The organism is Streptomyces sp. Ac-502 (assembly GCF_045222935.1).
Lineage (GTDB): Bacteria > Actinomycetota > Actinomycetes > Streptomycetales > Streptomycetaceae > Streptomyces > Streptomyces monomycini.
Map to the genome: position 1 here is coordinate 9,268,020 of NZ_JBHFFO010000001.1, position 18,494 is coordinate 9,286,513.

Genomic DNA, 18,494 nt, shown 5'->3' on the forward strand with positions numbered 1-18,494 from the left:
GAACGGTGGGTGAGGCCGCCAGTAGCCGACCTGCCGCATCGGCGATGGCCTGCCACGCCGGGCTCGTCGGGCATGGCGGCGCCGATTCGGCTGAGAGCTGCCGCGGAGCTGCGCACCGGCCGGTGCGCGGTCGGTGCGGGCCCGGTCTACCGGTTCGCGGCTTCGCGAGAGGCGATCCGGTTCGTGCGACCGACCGCGCGGCCCACCGCGTTGCGCACCGCGAGGCCCGGCCGGGTGCGGGGCACCATGAGCCTGGAGAGCAGACCGACACGTCGCTGCCGCGGGCCTACCTCACGGCGGAGCCGCGACTCGTAGGCGGCGAAGGCGCGGGCGTGATCACCGGGATGGGCGGCGAGCTCTTCCGCGAGGGCGTACGCGCCCGCCATCGCCATGCTGGACCCGTCACCCAGCAGGGCTGTCGCCGCCGCCGCGTCCCCGAGCAGTACGACCCGTCCGCGGGACCACGAGGGCACCCGGACGGTGGTCAGGGGGTCGAAGAACGGAGCCGGGTGGTCGAGGAACGCCGCCACGAGTTCCGGTGCCCGCCACCGCACGTCGGCGTAGGCGTCGGCCACGGTCTGTTTGTGAAGGGCGATGTTCTTGCGGTCGTGGGGCGCCGGCTGTGCGGCCCGGAAGGTGAAGATCGCGAGCGGAGTGGTCCGCGAGGGGTGGAGGACCAACATCCGGTTCGGCACGGTCAGCATCGTCATCTCGGTCGGGTCCTCGATGGCGTCGGGTTCCAGCGGGACGGTCGCGCCGTACAGGCCCAGGTCGCTCGCGAACTGCCGCTCGGGTCCGAACACCAGGCGCCGTACGGTGGAGTGCATCCCGTCGGCACCGACTACCAAGTCGAAGCGCCGTGGCGCGGACCGCCGGAAGGTGACGTCCACCCCGCTTTCGTCCTGGTCGAGAGCGGTGACCGTGTCGTCGAACAAGAACTCGGCCTCGGTCTGCGCCGACCGGTGGAGCACCTCGGACAGGTCGGCTCGGGTCACCTCGACCGTCGGCGCCTTGTCCGAGGTGAGCGGGAGTTGCAGGATCCGCCTGCCGCCGGGGTCGAGCAGGGTCAGCGACCGATTGCGGGTGGCGAGCTCGCGGAGCTGCGGGAGGATGCCCATGCGCTCGGCGGCCGGGACCGCGGGCCCCTTCACGACGATCGCGCTGCCTCCGGAGCGCAGCTGCCGGGCGTGTTCGACGACCGTCGGCCGGTATCCATTCCGGGAGAGCCAGTAGGCGAGTGCGGGCCCTGCGATTCCGGCACCGACTATCAGCACCTCGGGCTTCTTCATGACGATGACCTCTCGGAGTGTCGATGACCAGGCCCCCGGCGAGTGCCGGCCCTGGTCTCAGGGGGCGGCGGCGCGGGGCAGCACAACCGACCTAGGTACGAAAATTTTCGTACCTCAGTGGAGCACGTCCTTCAGGTACGATGCAAGTCGTACTTGAAGGAGGTGCGGCGTGGCCGGGAGGAACCTGGTCGGCCCGGAGGCCGATGCGCTCGATCTGGGTGCGGTGTTCCGCGCCCTCGCCGACGAGCACCGTCGTTCGGTGATGACGGAGTTGGCCGCCGACCGCAGCGACAGCGAGCGGGGCTGCAACTCGTTCGATCTTCCGATCTCGAAGCAGACCCAGACCCACCACTTCCGGGTCCTGCGCGAGGCAGGTCTCATTGACGAGATCGACTACGGCAACCGCAAGGGCATCCGACTACGACGCGCGGACATCGAGAAGAGATTCCCCGGGCTGCTCACGCTCCTGGGCGCCGGGGCCCCGGGTGGTACTGCTCCTCGCTGAACACAACTGAGCACACCGGAACGAGTCCGAGTCGGCCCCGAGCCGCAAGCCCGGCCGGATCCAGCTCGCGCCCGGCTCGCAGGTAGCCGAGCACGACGCGGGCACGAATGGGATCGGTGCCGCTTCGACCACCGTCCCGCGCTCGTGATCGGCGCCGAGCACTTCCGCGCGCGCTCCCTCATGCCAACACCCACCGAGGTGTCCTCAACCTGCGTGCGGAGCAAAGCCACTGGGGGTAAGGGCGGGGTCCGGGCGTAGAGAAGCTCCTGGTAGACGGGTGCGTGTCGAGTACAAGCCGTCCTGCCAGGAGCTTTCCGCACGCTTGTCTACCCAGCCGGGGTGGATCTGTCCACCTCCGCTCTGCGCTTCCTCGCCCGTGAGTTGACCGCACGTCGTCTTGCGCAAGGGACACGATGGCGCCGGCTGGCCGCCGGACGGCAGGCGCTGCTCGTGCTGGCTCATCTGCGATGCGGCCATACCTACGCTCAGCTCGCCGCCGGGTCCGGCGTGGGCACCACCACCGCCCACCGGTACATCGCTGAGGCCGTCGACATCCTGGCCGCTCTGGCTCCAACCCTCGCCGAGGCGGTGAGGACAGCCTCCGGCAAGGCGTTCGCGATCCTGGACGGCACGCTGCTGCCGATCGGCCGGATCGCCGCCGACCGACCCTTCTACTCCGGGAAACATAAGAAGCACGGCATGAACGTGCAGGTGAACGCCGACCCGGCGGGACGGTTAGTGTGGGCGTCGCCCGCGCTGCCGGAATCCGTCCACGACATCAAGGCCGCGCGAACCCACGGCATCATCGGTGCCCTGGCGGGTGCCGGGGTGGATTGCTGGGCCGACAAGGGCCACCGGGGCGCCGCCGGCACCGTGCGAGTTCCCTACTGGGGGCGCTGGGAGACTCTCTCCCCTGGCCGGCGAGCCGTCAACTGCTCACACACGAAGATCCGTGCACTCGTCGAACAGGCCATGGCCACCCTCAAAACCTGGCGGCTCATGCGCAAACTGCGATGCTCTACCAGCCGTATCACCAGCATCGTCCAGGCCGTCCTCACCCTGCACCTCACATGCACGAACTGAGGTTGGAAAAGGCTCACTGTGAAACGGTATGACGCCTTCGAGGCCGACGATCCGTTCGCTGCCGCTGTCAGCGCCTTCGACCGCCTGATGGGCGCCTTGGCCGAGCCGCAGGCGCGGGTGCTGGCGCACCATGAGCTGAGGATCTGATCGAGGTGCAGGGCCGGGAGCTCCTGCGGCTGAGGTTCCAGAGGTATCTCGACCTGCGGGCCCTCCGGGAGCGGGAGCTGCCCCACCAGGTGGCCTCGACGAACGTGACGGGGCGGATGGCGTGCGTCGTCCGTATCGGGAAACCGGGCATCATCGCCAGCTGGCCTGCGTGTTCGGCACGGCCACCGTCGAGCGGTGCGCGTGGCGGCAGAAGGGGTTGTCCAGCGTGCGCCCGGCCGATGCGGAGCTGTCGTTGTCCGCCGGACGGCACTGCCATGGCCTGCGCCGGCTCGCCGTCGCCGGGGCGGTCCGCGGCTCCTACGACCAGGCCGTCGCGGCGATCGAGCGCCGGTGCGGGAAGGTGCTGAGTAAGCGGCAGGCTGAGCAGCTGGTCGTAGCCGCCGCTGGGGACATCGACGTCTTCTACCGGCAGTGGATGCCGCTGCCGGCGACCGCCGACACGCTGCTGGTGATGCAGTTCGATAGCAAGGGCATCGTGATGCGGCCCGAGGCGCTGCGGCCCGACACCCTCAAAGCGCACCAACGAGCCCGGCGGGCGATGCGCACCCGGCCGGGACCAGCTGCACGGAGCGAAACACGAGCCCGTCGCCGCCTGCACCAACTACCTCACCGGCCAGCTCGACCAGCTCGGCCACGACACCGCCCTCGCGGCCGGCTGGCCGATCGCCACCGGCGCCATCGGGGGTGCCTGCCGCCACCTGATCGGCGACCGGCTCGACATCACCGGCGCCCGCTGGGGCCTCGCCGGTGCCGAAGCCGTCCTCGAACTTCGTGCCCTGACCGACAACGCAGACCTCGACACCTACTGGCGCTACCACCTACGCCGCGAGCACCAACGCCTCTACCCGAGCCGTCAGCAGAACATCTACGGTCTCACTGCCCGATCGCGGCCCGTCAGCCCAGCTCTGCCAGATCCTTGTCCGTCAATACGAGTCGATCGCTGGCGATGTTCTCCTCCAGATGAGCCAGGGAACCCGTGCCCGGGATGAGCAAGATGTTGCTTGAGCGGGCCAGCAGCCAGGCCAGGGCCACTTGAGCGGTGGTGGTGCCATGGCGGTCCGCGACCGCACTCAGACGCTCGGCGGCTAGCGGCTTGAAGCCGCCGACCGGATAGAAGGGGACATACGCGATACCGGCTTCCGCGCACGCGTCCACCAGCGCATCATCGTCGCGCACGCCAAAGTTGTAGGCGTTCTGCACACAGGCGATCGGGGCAACGGCCCGGGCCTGGGCGAACTCCTCAGTGGTCACATTCGACACCCCGATGTGCCGGATCACACCCTCCTCACGCAGCGCCATGAGAGTCTCCAGAGGTCCGGCGAGCGAGGCGCCTTCGTGACCGCGGTCGCCCATGCGCAGGTTCACCACGTCCAGCCGATCCACGCCGAGCGACCGCAGGTTCGCCTCCACCCCACGACGCAGACCGTCGGCGGTCAGGCCGTGCTGCTCCGCGGCCGACAGCGCGATGTCCGCCCCCTCGACCAATGCCCCCACCTTGGTCACGATCACCAGATCATCCGGATACGGGTACAACGCGGCCCGGATCAACTCGTTGGCGGACACCCCGTCGCGGGCGTAGTAGTTCGAGGTATCGATGTGGTTGACACCCAACTCCACAGCCCGCCGCAGGACGGCCAGGGCAGCATCCCGGTCGGGCCGGTCTCCCCGCGGCCAGCCGGTCAGCCTCATCGCGCCGTACCCAATCCGGGAAACCCACAGGTCCCCGCCCAATGCCCATCGTTCACAGCTCATGGCGAGCAACCCTAACGATCCGGACAACGACGCCAGTCGTCGGCCCACGGCAGACACCTCAAGCTATCCCTGCGGAAGAGCTGCACCCGATGTCTTTCGTCAAGTCCAGGCGGCCTGGTTCGGTGGTTGGTCCTGGTTGGGCGGCGAGGGTGATGGCGGAGGCGCGGGGGCGGGGCGGGGAGAAGGTGCCGTCGCGGAGTATGGCGAACAGGACGCTGATGCGCTGGCAGCCCCGGAGGACTTGGTGGCAGCGTAAGGCCGGTGCAGGAGATGAGGTGGGCGGCGGTGAGGAAGCCGGTGCTGTCGACGACGGCGACCAGCAGGACGGTGGCGGTCCTGACACCGACGCAGGTCATCGAGGTCAGGGCCTTGGAAAGAAGGTGGGCCTCCGGCAGAGTGGCGACCTGGGCTTCCAGGGCCTTGCGTTGTGCATGGACGGCCATCAACGGCCATCATTGAACGGGCCAGGGAGGAGACGATGGTATCGAGGGTGGTGGCGCCTGGGACGACGGCCTGTTCGTCAAGGGCATCGAAGGCCTCGTCGGTCAGCCGCTGGGCCATGCGGGGGCCTTGGGCCGGAACGCCTCGGCCAGTTCGCGGTGGCCGGCTTTTCGCGGCACTGTCGGGGGTACGTCGTGTTTCAGCGGCCAGGTCACGGCCGGGTGATCCAGTCGGTGGCCCACAACGCGCTCGACGCTGGTGCCGACTCCGCACCGTATCGCTCTGTGCGAAGGTCTGTGACAGTGGCCGGAGGACGAGGTGGGAACGCAGTTCGAAGATGGCGACGGCGCGGGGCGGCATCGGTACGTGGTCGAGGACGAACGCCATGGTCTTTCCTGCCCCGCGGCCAGTGATCTTGTGACTGCGCTCGTCGACGACGTCCTGGAACTCTTCGCGGTACCACTTCAGTGCCCTGGTATCCATGGCCGTGTAGACGACATTGGTGGCCAACGACAAAGCTGCTTCCCACAGGCTCGCGCGCGCCGTTTCGACGGCGCGCTGTCCCAAGGCGGCCAGGTCCTGCAAATCCTCCTGCTCGACCTCGTCGAGGCCCTCGGCCACTTCGCCGAACAGGGCCTCACGCTGTGCGTGCAGGTAGGCGTACCGGCTTTCGCGGTCGGGCTCGTCCAGCAGGGCCAGCAGATGCTGCTTGCCCGGCGCCCACATCAGACCGATGCCGTCGTCGGTCCCCATGGCGATGAGTCGGTCCCACTCGGCTTCGGCGAAGTGCTGCAGGTTCGGAGGGAAGAGCAGCTCCGCCAGCTTCTCGGCGAGCCTGGGAAGCGTCGGGGACAGCGGCCGGACAAGCTTCTCGAACGGGTTCGGCACCAGGCCGACGATGTCGAACCGCACCGGTGTGGTCAGTTGCTGGAGGATCCGGCCCGTGCCTGTGGCCCGGCTGATGCTCAGGTGCAACGAATCGGTGATGTGCGCGGCGGCCTGCCGCAGGCCGAACGGGTCCGGCCCCAGGGCAACGCGCGCCCAGGCGTTCATCAGGCCGCGTACGTCGATGCCTGTGCTGAGGGAGACGTTCCGCGCAACATCGACCACGCTGCCGACGCGTCGTGTCGCGCGGTCCTGCTCAACGATCTTGCCGAGAGCTTGATGGCCGATGGAGCCAACGCAGGCCGGGCGCGTTATGGCTGCGGCTACCGGGGACTTCACCGCGTCAAACACGGACGATCGCGCCAACGGATCGAACCCGGTGCGTGACTCCTTTGGCTTCTCCTCACCCATACGCTCATGATCACGGGTGCCACTGACATTCCTTGGAGCCCCGGTGCCCCGCCAGCAAGGAACACCGGCGCTGACGCGGGTGACGGACCAGTTGCTTCCGCGGCATCTGCCCGATGCCCGCCTGGCCTTGGCCGGCCCGGTCGACAGCCATAAGGCCGGTGTACCGTCCCGGGGCGGCGCGTGATCCGGGTGAGCCGGTGGCCGCATGACGGTGATGGCGGCGAGGAGGAGAATGTCCTTGGGGCGCCACGGGAGCGTCTAGTGGCTCCGGGCAGTCCTCCGGGCGCGCATCAGTCACGCGAACGGCCCCGGTCAGCACCGTTGCCGGCCCTGCCACCCGAACCGGCGCCGCCGTACGTACGGCGGCTGCTTCTCGGTGAGGACGTCGGCGAACCCGGTGGGTGGGCGGGGCTGGTGGCGGTGGGTGCCGTTGCCGTGGGCCGGTGCGCGGAGTTTCCGCTCGTTCGGGTACGACCGGCCGCTCTTTCGTTTCGGCGCTTGCGTTCCGCTTCATGCTTCGCCTGGATGGCGTCCTCTCGGACGCCTGGTGCTTGTCAGGAAGGGGCGGTTCACGTGACAACAGCAGATGGGGAGCCGGTCGTGTCGGTCACCGACGCGACCCTCGCCGATATCGCCACCCATGGCATCTGGCGTGGCGCGGGATTCGACATCAACCCGTCGGTGCTCGCCGTTGCCCGGGCGCTGCTCGCGGCCGTCCAGGGCAGTGCCCCGGCCGGTGCGCTCCCCGGGGAGTTGCAGGAGCTGGTGGCCGGCGTCCGCCGGCGTGCCGAGGTCACACTCCAGCGTGTCCCCATGACGGAGGACATCAGCCTGTCGGCATTCGCGATCAGGCAGAACGCTGCGGAGCCGCGCCCGGTGGTCATCGTGCCCGCCGGGTGGAATCCGTACGGCTGGCTGCCGTTCATGGCCGGCTATCTCTCGCTGGCGGCGCGCGGCTATCACGTGCTGGCCTACACCCCGCGGGGCATCGGCAAACCAGGGCTGGTGTCCACCTCCGAGGGGTTCATCGATGTTGCCGGTCCGGTCGACTGGGCGGACGGATCCAAGGTGATCGACCACGCGCAGGCGCAGTTCGCGCCGGGCAAGGTCGGTTTCATGGGCCTGTCCTACGGATCGGGGATCAGCCAGCTGGTCGCCGCGCACGACCAAGAGGGCCGAGTCGCCGCCGTGGCGGCGCTGAGCACCTGGGGCAACCTCGCCACCAGCCTCTACGACAACGGCACCCGGCACGAGGAGGCGGTACGGAAGCTGATCGAGTTCACCGGCGGCGCGGAGGAGGAGAAGTTCGACGAGAGGACGCGGCGCATCCTTCAGGACTTCCGCGACGGGCGGAACATGGAAGGCGTGGTGGCCTGGGGCACCGAGCGTTCCCCGGAGACCTACGTCGAGAGCACCAACGCGCGAGGCATCCCGACCTTCTACTCGAACACCTGGCACGAGAGCCTGTTCCCGGCCGGTGAGGCGATCGCCGCCTTCGACAAGCTCACCACGCCCAAGCATCTGAACCTGTGGATCGGCGACCACGGCGCCCCGGAAGGCGCCGGCATCACCGGAGTGGTGACCGGCGTGGCCTTCCCTGGTCTGCTGACACCGATGCGGGAGGCATACGCCTGGCTCGACCACCACCTGCTCGGCGACGCCAACGAGGTGCCCGACTGGCCGGTGGTCAGCAGCCAGGTCATGTTCACCTACGAGACCGCCCCGGCCCTCGGCGGCGGCCGGCGCATCACCGCCCCGGCCCGACGCGAACCGCTCGCCTCCTGGGCCGATGCCACCACCGGCACCGAGGACTGGCACCTGCACGGTGACGGGGCCCTGTCCGACAAGCCGTCCACGGGCTGGAGCCGCGACTTCACCGCCGGCCACGAGACCACCGCCACCGCGATGGACGACATCATGAAGACCGGACAGAAGGAGTGGTTCGGCAACCCCAAGACCTACGACCCGGCCGGCTTCGAGCGGAGCCAGCTGCTGGTCTGGTCCACCGAGGCGCTGGCGGGCGGCCGCCGGATCCGCGGCACCGCTCACCTGCAGCTCACCGTCCGGGCCCCGGAGGCCGACGCCGCGACCCTGGTCGCCTACCTCTTCGACATCGCTCCGGACGGCAGCGCCCGCATCATCACCCACGAGCCCTTTACCGCCACCGGCCTGAGCGCCGGCACGGACCGCACCGTCGGCTGGAAGCTCCAGCCGACCGCCTACGACCTGCCCGACGGACACCGCCTCGCCCTGGTCGTCAACAGCCGCGACCAGCTCTACGCCTTCACCGGCACGCAGGACAGCACCACCACCATCACCTCCCCGGCCGGAGAGGAAGCCGTCCTGGAACTACCGCTCGGCTGAACGCTACCCGGTGTGGACGGGCGGACCGCACCTGCCGGCTCCGCCCGTCGCCGTCCCAGGCCAAGTGGCACGGCACTCGCCGCGCGACGTTCTGCGCTGCCCGCCTTCGCGCCATGCGACAAGCCGGCCGTCGCACGGTAGACCGAACCCAGGAGCCCACACGGCGGCTGGTCCGGCGATCTGTCCGCCGAGCGCGGGGGTTGATCGAATGGGCCCTGTCCACCTGGCACTTCGATCATCCAGCCGGGCCTTGGACTTCGGGTGCCCGCTTGAGCACAACCTGCGCCTGGTACTTTTTTGGTGAGCTGAGCTGTTCGGAGGGCCGGGGCCCCGGCCTGATGCGTCGCGCAGGTGTCCGCCGCGTGAATCACCTCAACGCGGAACCGCTGCTGATGGGGGCAAGAGCGGTTTCGCGATCGAGCCCGGTCAGTCGATGCGCATGGCGGACTTGATGTGGACCGGGTCGGCGGGGGTACCCCGGATGCCCTTCTTGACGCTGGTGGGACTGCTGACGATTTGGTCGGCCACCCCGTGCCCCTGGTGACCTTCGCGAAGACGGCATAGCCGCGGTCGCGGCCAGGGTTGAGGAAGTCGTTGCCGGCGACGTTGATGAAGAACTGGGACGTGGCCGAGCCCGGATCGAGGTGCGGGCCATGGCCAGCGTTCTGCGGGTGTTCTGCCGACCGTTGCCGGCCTCATTCCTGATCGGCGCGGATGGACTCCTGGACCACCCGGTCGGTGAAGCCGCGGCCCAGGGCCAAGGAGGCGGGGATGACGCGGTGGAAGACCGTGTTGTTGCAAAGTCCCGCTCCGACGTACTCGAGGAAGTTCTTCGCCGTGACGGGGGCCTTCTCGGAGTTGAGCTCGATCTCGATGGGACCGAAGCTGGTGTCCAGCAGGACGCGCGGCGCCGGGTCGCTCATGGAGACTCCGGTCAGGTATGACGACCAGTTTGATCATCGTAGACAGCACCGGGTGACCCGTCCGTCACGTGGAGAAGATCGGTTTCGAGTGCGGTGATGTGCTTGTCGCTGGACCGCGGGTTGCGGCAGAAGCCTCCAAGTCTTTCCTGCTTGTCCCGAGTCTGTCGATGACGGGCGGTGACGGCGGCCTCGTCGTTGCGGTCACGTGCCCTACTCGGCGACGTCGATGTGCGCGTTCTCCGCCGGCTGGTCGGCCTTGTCCTCCTTGGGCAGGCCGAGGTCGCCGCACTGGTTGGCCGGTGCGCTCAGCGCCACCGCGAGGACCTCGCCGACCAGGCTTCCAGGGGCGTTCGTCCCCGACTGGGCAGTGCGCGCCGATGCGCTGTTGGCGCAGTGGTTGTCGTGCGCGCTGTTGCCTGCGCCGATGACAGTCGTCGCGGCCGCCGCTCCGGCGGTCGCTCCCACCAGTCCGGCAGCGGCAGCAGCGGCGGCGAGGGCCTGCTTGATGATCGGCATCGCCAACGTCCTCCTGTCCGGCCGACAGCTTCGGCCAACCGTGTGTGCGTCTGCCGGGGACAACGAGGCACGGATCGCGCGGTCACCGTCGGCGTCGGCCAGCGCGTGCTGGCAGGTCCGCAGGTGGTGCGGCGCCGTTCACTCGACCGCCGTACGGAATCACTGTCGCTCAGCGAGGTGGTGGTTTGCGCGGTGAAATCCACAGGGAGTCCGTCGGCCCGTCGCAGGGGCAGGAACAGGGCCAGGACGAGCACATTGGCTGTACGCGGGCGTGCCGCAGCGTACGTCCTCTTCGCTCGCTCCGGTGTGTCCGTGGTCTCAGGAGCCCTTTCAGAATGTTGGGAGTTTTCGGGCGAGGATCATGCAGTGAGCACGTTGGAGGAAGGCGTTGTGCATGTCGTCGCGTGCTTCCAGCGAACTCGCAGTCGGCGTGGTCCGTGGAGGTGGGCGATGGCTGCTTCGGCGACCCGTCGCACTCGGCCCAGTCCCGAGCCGTGTGGCTGCCCGCGGTGGGCGATCTTATGAACGATGTTCCGCTGCCGCAGGCGGCGGTGGTGGACGTCGTGGTCGTAGCCGCGGTCGGCATAGAGCGTCCGGGGTTTGCGCCGCGGTCGTCCGCGGCGGCCCGGACAGGCGGCACGGTGTCGATCAGAGGCAACAGCTGTGTCACGTCGTTGCGGTGGCCGCCGGTGAGCGATACCCGCAGCGGAATGCCGCCGCCGGTCAGCACATGGTGCCTGGAGCCCGGCCGCCCCCGGTCAGCCGGACCCGGGCCGGCTTTTGGGCGGCTGCGCCCCCGCTTGGCCTGCACGTGCGAGGCATCGACGGCGGCGCGGGAGAAGTCCAGCCGCTCCGCCGCCCGCAGGCGGTCCAGCAGCACCTGCCGCAGGTCCTCCCAGGCGCCGGCCTGCTGCCATGCGGCCAGGCGCCGCCAGCAGGTCGGCCCGGACCCGAAGCCCAGCTCCTGCGGCAAGAACTTCCACTGGACGCCGGTGCAGAGCACGAACAAGATGACCCTGCAATGTCTTGCGGTCATCGATCCACCTGCGGCCCGGGTACCGGTAGTGGCGTTCATGCCGGGGCAGCAGCGGCGCGATCACCGCCCACAGTTCATCACTGACCTCCCACGGCTTTCGCCGAGCCATCCTGACCCCCGAGGGACGACATCACCGTCCCCTCCACCGCGCCACAAGCAGATCACCATTCGGCAAGGACTCGTTATCGTCACGAAGCGTTCATTGGCTGAAATGCACCATCTCGTCAGCGGTGTCCGGATCGTGCCCCTGGAATGTCGCCCTCCTCACCGCGCCGGTGACAGGCAGCAGGTGCGGTGCCAGAGTGTCCGCCGCAGCACCTGGCGGGGCCCGGCCGGACCCCGCCCCCACGTCCTGGCATCTGCCTCGTGCGGCGCCGGGCGCTCGGAGCACATCTCACCTCAGCATGCCCTGCCCGCGACGTGTCGGGCTTGAGGTCCGGAGAGGAATCGCATGGGTTCATGGCACTGGAGCGACCAGCAGAAGCCCACCAGCACCATCGGGGTCCGGGCCACCGCCGGCGCCGTCACCATGAAGGACGACCCGCAGGCCGCACAGCGGCCCTACGTCTTCGTCCGGGGCTACGACTCACGGCTGCACGTCAACTGGTGGGACGGCAAGGCCTGGCACTGGAGTGACCAAGGAACTCCGCCCGGGCGCACCGTCCTTGAGAAGGTCGGCGCGGTCACGGTTCAGGACAATGCGAGCGCGGCACAGCGCCCCTACGTCTTCGTCATCGGTGACGACTCGAAGCTGTACGTGAACTGGTGGGACGGCAACAAGTGGAACTGGAGCACACAAGGCGCACCCAGCGGACGTCTGGTCCGTGAGGGCGTCGGGGTCGTCTCCGTGCGGAACGACCCGAACGCGGCGCAGCGCCCGTACGTGTTCGTCATCACCGACGACTTCCGGATGTGGGTCAACTGGTGGGACGGCAGCAAGTGGAACTGGAGCGACCAGGGCGCGCCGCCGAGCCGCACCATCTCCCGTCCCCTGGGCGTCACCACCGTGCGCGACAACCCGAACGCCTTCACCCGCCCGTACGCCTTCGTCATCACCGACGACTCCCGCGTCTGGGTCAACTGGTGGGACGGCAGCAAGTGGAACTGGAGTGACCAGGGCGCGCCGTCCGGGCAACCGGTCAAGAAGGGCGCGGGCGTCATCAGCGCCCGGAACGACCGGAACGCCGCGGAGCGGCCCTACGCCTTCGTGCAGGGCTACGACTCGAAGCTGTACGTGAACTGGTGGGACGGCAGCAAGTGGAACTGGAGCGCACAGGGCGCGCCGTCCGGGCGGCTCATCCTCGACTCCGTGGGCGTGGTCATGAGGCAGAACGACCCCAACGCCTTCACCCGCCCGTATGCCTTCGTCATCGGTGACGACTCGAAGCTGTACGTGAACTGGTGGGACGGCAAAGCGTGGCACTGGGCCGCGCAGGACACACCGTCCGGCCGCATCGTCGAGCGGCCCGGTGAGGCAGTCACGCTTCAGGACACTCCGGACGCGAAGCAGCGGCCGTACGCGTTCGTCATCACCGACGACTCCGAGCTGTGGGTCGACTGGTGGTCGGAAGTGTAAACAGGGCGCCGTACGGCGGGCCGTGGGGCTAGCCCCACGGCCCGCCGCTCTGCGTCTTCGCCGAGGCGGTTCCCCGCAGTCGGCCAGGCCGTCGGCGACCCCGGACTGAATCACAGGGGCCGGCGAAGTCGTGCTTACTGGTGTCCACCGGAGCGATCAGCCGCCGCTGGCGGCTCGGGGCGGCCCGTCATCTGGCGTCACTTCTTCAGAAAGGGCGGCAAGGGGCCAACTGCGACGCTCAGCCGGCCAACTGGAGCGCTAAAGGGCCAACTCAAGCGCTCAGTCACAAACGGACGGCCACGGCCTGCTCCCACGCCGACAGAACCAGCCCAGCGCGGAGAACGCGATGACGAGGGCGGCGGCTTCTCGGTCGTCGCAGGCCAGGTCGTTCCAGATGATGACTATGGCGATGCAGCGGGCCAGCCCGACGATGATCAGGCCGGCCCGGTATTCCGGCAGGTCCGGCCGGATACCGCAGCGGGTGATCGCGAGTACGATCCCGGCCGCGGTGGATGTCGTGGTCATAACCGCGGTCGGCGGACAGCGGGTCCGGCTTGCGGCGGGGGCGCCCGACGCGGCCGCGGACCGGCGGGATCGCGTCGAGCAGAGGCAGCAGCCCAGTGATGTCATTGCGGTCGCCGGCGGTCGGCAGGACCACAAACGGAGTGCCGTGCCCGTCGGTGATCCGTTGGCACTTCGAACCGGCCCCGTCCCGGTCGGCCGGCGAGGGGCCCGTGTGGATTTCCCTAGTAACGCCCTGACGTGGGAGGAGTCGACCACGCACCGGGACCAGCCCAGCCGCGCGCCGCGTTCAGCCCGGCCAGCAGGACCTCGTGCAGCCGCTGCCACACGTTGGCCTCGTTCCGGTCCCGCAGGCGTCGCCAGTACGCCATGCCCTAGCCGAAACCGAGGCCCCGCGGCAGGGGCTCCCACTGGGCCCCGGTGTGCAGCACGTACAAGGTCCCGCACAGCATTTGCCGCTTCAACAGCGGCTTACGCCCCGGATGTCGGAACCTGCGTTCACGCTGCGGTAGTAGCGGTTCCAGGCGGTCCCACAGTCCGTCCGACACGATTCCCGGCGGCGTTCCCCCATCGGACCAAACGGCGCACACCCGCCCTGGACGCGGCAACCAGGGCTGTTCGGCAGCCCTGCCGTCCCCCGCCTGGCCTCGGCAGGAATGCTCCGGCTTCCGCTGAATGAAGACGACATGGAGCGGACCGTGTTCCTGTGAGGGATGGTGCGTTCAGCGTGGCGGCTGGCAGCGCGAATGTACGAGGCCCGAGGTGGTGAGGAGGACTGCGCCGACCGCGTAGGACCAGGGCGCGGGCCGCAGGACGGCGACGAGGAAGAAGACACCGCCAACGCCGGCGAGGACGGCTTTGAGCAGGTCGGGCGAACGGCAGGCGGGCGGGTGGCGGGTGTCATAGCCCTTGTCATTCTGTGGGTCGGCGGGCGCAGCGCGCCAAGGCATGTCCGTGGGTGGAAATGGCATAGGGTCCGGCGGGGAGGGCGCATGTCTCCTCGGCGCTACCGAGTGTGGCCCGGCGGGTTCTACAGACCACACGCTTTCTGCCGCCGATTACTCCCCACCCAGCCGCCGCGTGTCCTCAACCTTGCAACCGATCAGCTGCCCTCGGACGCAACGGCCCTGCTCAGCAACCACGTTGTCCCGCAATGTCCGCACCTTTCACCAGTGGTTACGGCGTTTGTCGGCCTGGTGAGCGTCACTCGAATAGGTGCCTGCTACCAGGGATCGGCAGGACTGATCGGCCTGCCGGTGCAGGGGCCGGCCGGGGAAAGCCATCGATCACGACAGCCTCAGTCCGTGGCGGAGAAGGTGAAGGTCATCTCCGCTGAATCAGCAGAGATGACTATGAGGCGTACAGTCTTTCGGGTATGGCGGCGGTGTCGGGCGGGTCCATGATCATTGCCTGGGCAGCCTTGCGATCCGCGAGCCGCTGGACCGCCTCCCCCGTACCGAGGACGTCGGTCAGCGTGAGAATCAGTTCGGTCGGCGCAGGCCGAGTACGCGGTAGGCAACCAAGACGAGCAGAGCGGCGAGCGTACAGCCGCATGCTGTGTGTAGGTGGAATCGAGCAAAAGGTTCAGCTTCCGTAGGCGAGTCGGTATAGCTCATGGCAGACGGCTGCTTGGTGCTACGAACGGTCGTGGCCGAGCGAGCTGTTCCACGTCCACATCAAAGCTGGGCGACGCCCGTCGTCGGCGAGTGGCACGTGTTGGACCAAACGAACGACGAACAGAGCCCGCGATAGGCGATAGGCAGGTCGCCACCAGCCGACGCAAAGACCGCAAGGCGGTGATCGGCTATAGATGCAGCTCCGCCGTCATCACCCGTTCCGGGGCTGTCTGCAGGAGACCGGTGCTGACGTCTTTGTAAAGATCGCGAGCTCCGCGAACCAGGGTTGTGTAAGGCCGCCTCGGCGAATGGGCCAGGTCGTCCGTGGTCGGTCAATCGCGAATGATCCAGCCGCGGCCGACAGCAAGGTCGAACAGCTTCTGGGTGAAGTCCCACAGCTCGCGGGAACCGTCCGCGATGCCGGAGGTCCGGGTGCGGATCAGGGATTCGGTGACGCCCGGGCCGCGCCAGGTGCCGCCCTCGTTACCGAAGTTCAGCAGGAGGGGCTGGAGACGGTCCATGGCTTTGGCGAACCGGGCCTCCGGTGTTTGCGCCTCTTCGAATTCCTCCCACAGATCGTGGAAAACCTTCTCCTGGTCACCCGGTAGGAGGGCGAACAGCCTCATGGCGGCCGCCTGTTCACGCTCTGCCTTGTTCTTGCGGCCCTCGGTGTCGAAGAGGTTGGTGTCTCCCGCGTAGATTTCCACGAGATCGTGCACCAGGACGAGTTTCAGTGTCTTGCCGATGTCGACCGGGTCGTTGCTGTACTCGCTCAGGACGAGCACCATCACCGCCAGGTGCCAGGAGTGCTCGGCGTCGTTCTCCCGGCGGTCGGCGGCCAGCAGGGGGCTGAGGCGGAGCACGGTCTTGAGGCGGTCGATCTCCGCGATGAAGGCGATCTGTTCCGCCAACCGTGCCGGGACGTCCTGGGGCTGTTCAGCGGGGTCGAGCAGATAATCCATGAGGGTCTTCCTGGTCGGGCTACGAATTGGGTGATGGACTGGAACCAGGAGGCGCAAGTCGCTGCCGCGCGGGCATCTCGCGTTCCGCGCCTCCGCCGGAGCCCGGCAGCGGGCAGCGGACACCGGGTGTCTTGAGGAGTTGATTTCAGCGGAGGCCGGTCCGGTGCCGGCGTCGTTCCCCACGTCCGGGGCTATCGGTCGTGCCGGACCAGGTGCCCCTTCAGCTGCCGGTAGCGCAGCATGGGTAGCTCCGGTTCCCGCTGCATTTCCTCCACCTCGAACCGGACGCCGAGTCCCAGCATGGTCTTCAGCAGGGCATCGATGACCGTTCGGGCTATCGGAGCGCCGGGGCAGTAGTGCTTGCCGAAGCCGAAACTGAAGGAACGGGGTATCTCCCGGCGTTCCGCGACGTCCAGCGGTTCGGGGTAGCGGCGGGGGTCCAGGTTGGCTGTGCCGAGACAGACAGTGACCCGGTCGCCGGTGCCGAGGTGGTGCGGGCCGACGGTCACCGGGCGGCGGGCGTAGCGGCTGGCGAAACGGAACGGTGTCGCGAGCCGGAGTACTTCCTCGCGCACGCTGCGCACTGGCAGGCCGGCCATGAGCGGGGCCGTGGCCAGTTCCCCGGCAACGCACAAGGCAGTCAGGATCGGTTCGTAGGAGCCGGTGATGAATTGGGCAAGCAGGGCTGCCGCGTAGTCGGGCCCGAGGTGCTCGTCGCTCCACACGTCCGCCAGCCCGGCGAGGAAGCGGGATGAGGGGCGGTGGATTTCACCGGCCAGCCAGTCCCGCAGGCCGTCCACGGCTTCCAAAGCCAGGTCGATTCGCACCATGTCCACCTCTGGTGCGGCGAGTTCGTGCATGACGGCGGCAGCCATGCCCAGAAGGTGGTCGGCATTGTCTCGCCCGGCGAGGTCGGCGACCGCCTCGCGAGCCAACGGGTGCGCGATGTGCTCGGTCCAGTCGAAGGAACCCTGTCCGGCTTCGATGAGCTGCTGGTACGCCAGCCGTTCACATGTACTGCCCAGCCTCGGTGTGGTGGTAGCGCGCAGCAGTCTAGTCGCGACCTGTCGGGTCCGTCTGTGGCGGTTGCCGTCCGAGAAGATCGGCCAGAATCCGTAGAACCTTCGCAGCCTGGCCCGTCGTTCCTTTCCGACCTGGTCAGCCGGTCGACTCTGCGGTCGTCCGCACGTTCGCTCCAGAGGTCTTCACTGGTCAGGGTGTTCCGAGCCTCGTCGGCGCGGAACACGTAAAGAGTGTGCTTTTCCGGCTCCCATTGGTAGGGGCAGCCTTTCGCGGCCTCGGCGAGGGCCATCCGCGGATCCTGAATGCTGAAGTCTTCGGCCCATGCGAACGCCATGGTCAGCCCGAGTTCGAGGATGTCGCTGCCAGTGTTTCCGTGGGGTGCTCAGCAGCAGCTCGTGTCCGGTTCGAGACGTGAAACAGCATGGCCTTCGCATCCCAGGCCGGGACCTGTTCGGCCAGGGAGTGGACGCGGCGCAATACTTCCTGGTCGCCCAGGATGGCCCCGACCGACTCGGCGAGCGTCACATGCTGCCGCGGCCTCCACACGACGTCCACGGGATCGCCGGCGTCTGCTGCGAAGCCGAGTTGGTCCGCGCCTGGTCCGGAGCTTGGTGTGTAGTCCGTGGTGCTGGCGAGTGGGCTTCGCGGTACCACATGGCACATGTCGTAGAAACCGTCCAGGGGCGTCCAGTGGGTTCAGGGGGAGAGCGTAAGACCAAGTCAGAGCGTTGTGGCGTGATGGTGTGCGTGGGGTTGGTGATTCGGCTGTGATCGCTCGTGACATGTGAGGGCCTTGCCGGCTTGCTTCGACGGGGGCCTGCGTAGACGGGACCTGATGCGAGGACGCTCCGGCGGGGCGTCCTCGTGCAGTTGGTCAAGACGGCTTGGTGCTTGCGTTGGAGGCTTTGTTGTACTCCGGCTCGCCGCTCTCGAGTACCCGGAGGAGCGAGGCGGTGACGACGCGGGTGGTACGGCCTATCGGCAGTACGCGGCAGGGGAATTCCCCGCGGCGAACAAGGTCGTAGCTCTTCGACCTCGACAAGCCGAACGCCTGGGCGGCGTCCTCGACGCTCGCGGTCCCGCTCCAGGTGGCGCGGGTGTGCTCAGGGCTGAACGGGTCATGATGCGTCGTGCTGCTCTGGCTGGGCATTCCTGTCCGCAGTGCCTTTCGGGTCTGGTTGCTTCCGTGAGCGGGGAAGCAGCGAGAAGCGGTGGACTACCAATAATCCGAGGAATCGCCGGTTTGGGAAACTGGTCGTTTGCGAATACCCTGCGTTGCTCAGAGTTAGGGATGAGTTGGAATAGGCCCAATCGGTGCCAGCATTGCGAACAGCACGGTTGGCACCGACGCGGTGCGCACGGTGCGGATCCTGCCCCCGGGTGCCGCGCCCGCGCCCCGGACCGCGCCGGAAGCCCCGGCGA

Annotated in this window: 13 protein-coding genes and 5 pseudogenes; 5 read left to right on the plus strand and 13 right to left on the minus strand. The window is 68.3% G+C overall.

From position 1 onward, the window contains the following. Positions 1-146 precede the first annotated feature (146 nt). A complete protein-coding gene (locus ACEXOX_RS42180; RefSeq protein WP_406525932.1) occupies positions 147-1,289 on the minus strand; it encodes an FAD-dependent monooxygenase in 1,143 nt (380 codons plus the stop codon). A 169-nt stretch (positions 1,290-1,458) separates the two neighbouring features. On the opposite strand from ACEXOX_RS42180, the gene ACEXOX_RS42185 reads away from it, so the two are divergent. The 3 genes and pseudogenes from ACEXOX_RS42185 to ACEXOX_RS42195 all read left to right on the plus strand — a co-directional run. Beyond that, positions 1,459-1,794, plus strand: a complete 336-nt coding sequence (locus tag ACEXOX_RS42185) for an ArsR/SmtB family transcription factor (protein WP_406525933.1) — start codon at positions 1,459-1,461, stop codon at positions 1,792-1,794. Between the two features lie 300 nt (positions 1,795-2,094). Beyond that, a complete protein-coding gene (locus tag ACEXOX_RS42190) occupies positions 2,095-2,877 on the plus strand; it encodes a transposase family protein (protein WP_406526656.1) in 783 nt (260 codons plus the stop codon). Positions 2,878-2,895: 18 nt separating this feature from the next. Next, positions 2,896-3,926 (plus strand): annotated as a pseudogene (locus ACEXOX_RS42195) (hypothetical protein); the annotation flags it as partial. 13 nt (positions 3,927-3,939) lie between these two features. Here the strand turns inward: ACEXOX_RS42195 and ACEXOX_RS42200 are convergent. Both ACEXOX_RS42200 and ACEXOX_RS42205 read right to left on the minus strand, forming a co-directional pair. Beyond that, positions 3,940-4,797 (minus strand): oxidoreductase, encoded by an 858-nt coding sequence (locus tag ACEXOX_RS42200; RefSeq protein ID WP_406526657.1) that lies wholly within the window; start codon positions 4,795-4,797, stop codon positions 3,940-3,942. A gap of 191 nt (positions 4,798-4,988) precedes the next feature. Then, positions 4,989-5,495, minus strand: a pseudogene (locus ACEXOX_RS42205) (IS110 family transposase); the annotation flags it as partial. A 1,612-nt stretch (positions 5,496-7,107) separates the two neighbouring features. Between ACEXOX_RS42205 and ACEXOX_RS42210 the strand changes: the two are divergent. Further along, positions 7,108-8,898 (plus strand): CocE/NonD family hydrolase, encoded by a 1,791-nt coding sequence (locus tag ACEXOX_RS42210; RefSeq protein ID WP_406525934.1) that lies wholly within the window; start codon positions 7,108-7,110, stop codon positions 8,896-8,898. 695 nt (positions 8,899-9,593) lie between these two features. Here the strand turns inward: ACEXOX_RS42210 and ACEXOX_RS42215 are convergent. From ACEXOX_RS42215 to ACEXOX_RS42225, 3 genes and pseudogenes are all read right to left on the minus strand, one after another. Next, on the minus strand, positions 9,594-9,821 hold the full coding sequence (locus ACEXOX_RS42215; protein WP_406525935.1) for a peptidylprolyl isomerase: 228 nt from the start codon (positions 9,819-9,821) through the stop codon (positions 9,594-9,596). Positions 9,822-10,031: 210 nt separating this feature from the next. Then, positions 10,032-10,337, minus strand: coding sequence for a hypothetical protein (locus ACEXOX_RS42220; RefSeq protein WP_406525936.1), 306 nt, complete (start codon positions 10,335-10,337; stop codon positions 10,032-10,034). A gap of 330 nt (positions 10,338-10,667) precedes the next feature. Beyond that, positions 10,668-11,482: pseudogene (locus ACEXOX_RS42225) on the minus strand (IS5 family transposase). Between the two features lie 342 nt (positions 11,483-11,824). Here ACEXOX_RS42225 and ACEXOX_RS42230 point away from each other — a divergent pair. Continuing rightward, entirely contained in the window at positions 11,825-12,949 is a 1,125-nt protein-coding gene (locus ACEXOX_RS42230) for a hypothetical protein (protein WP_406525937.1), read from the plus strand. 321 nt (positions 12,950-13,270) lie between these two features. Here the strand turns inward: ACEXOX_RS42230 and ACEXOX_RS42235 are convergent. The 7 genes and pseudogenes from ACEXOX_RS42235 to ACEXOX_RS42265 form a co-directional block, all read right to left on the minus strand. Next, positions 13,271-13,414: pseudogene (locus tag ACEXOX_RS42235) on the minus strand (arsenical-resistance protein); the annotation flags it as partial. Positions 13,415-13,436: 22 nt separating this feature from the next. Continuing rightward, positions 13,437-14,079 (minus strand): annotated as a pseudogene (locus ACEXOX_RS42240) (IS5 family transposase); the annotation flags it as partial. A gap of 114 nt (positions 14,080-14,193) precedes the next feature. Further along, entirely contained in the window at positions 14,194-14,421 is a 228-nt protein-coding gene (locus tag ACEXOX_RS42245; protein WP_406525938.1) for a hypothetical protein, read from the minus strand. Between the two features lie 998 nt (positions 14,422-15,419). Beyond that, entirely contained in the window at positions 15,420-16,049 is a 630-nt protein-coding gene (locus ACEXOX_RS42250; protein ID WP_406525939.1) for an HD family hydrolase, read from the minus strand. Positions 16,050-16,240: 191 nt separating this feature from the next. Beyond that, a complete protein-coding gene (locus tag ACEXOX_RS42255) occupies positions 16,241-16,984 on the minus strand; it encodes a cytochrome P450 (RefSeq protein ID WP_406525940.1) in 744 nt (247 codons plus the stop codon). Positions 16,985-17,408: 424 nt separating this feature from the next. Then, a complete protein-coding gene (locus ACEXOX_RS42260; protein ID WP_406525941.1) occupies positions 17,409-17,597 on the minus strand; it encodes a hypothetical protein in 189 nt (62 codons plus the stop codon). 349 nt (positions 17,598-17,946) lie between these two features. Next, on the minus strand, positions 17,947-18,222 hold the full coding sequence (locus ACEXOX_RS42265; RefSeq protein ID WP_406525942.1) for a helix-turn-helix transcriptional regulator: 276 nt from the start codon (positions 18,220-18,222) through the stop codon (positions 17,947-17,949). Between the last annotated feature and the right edge of the window lie 272 nt (positions 18,223-18,494).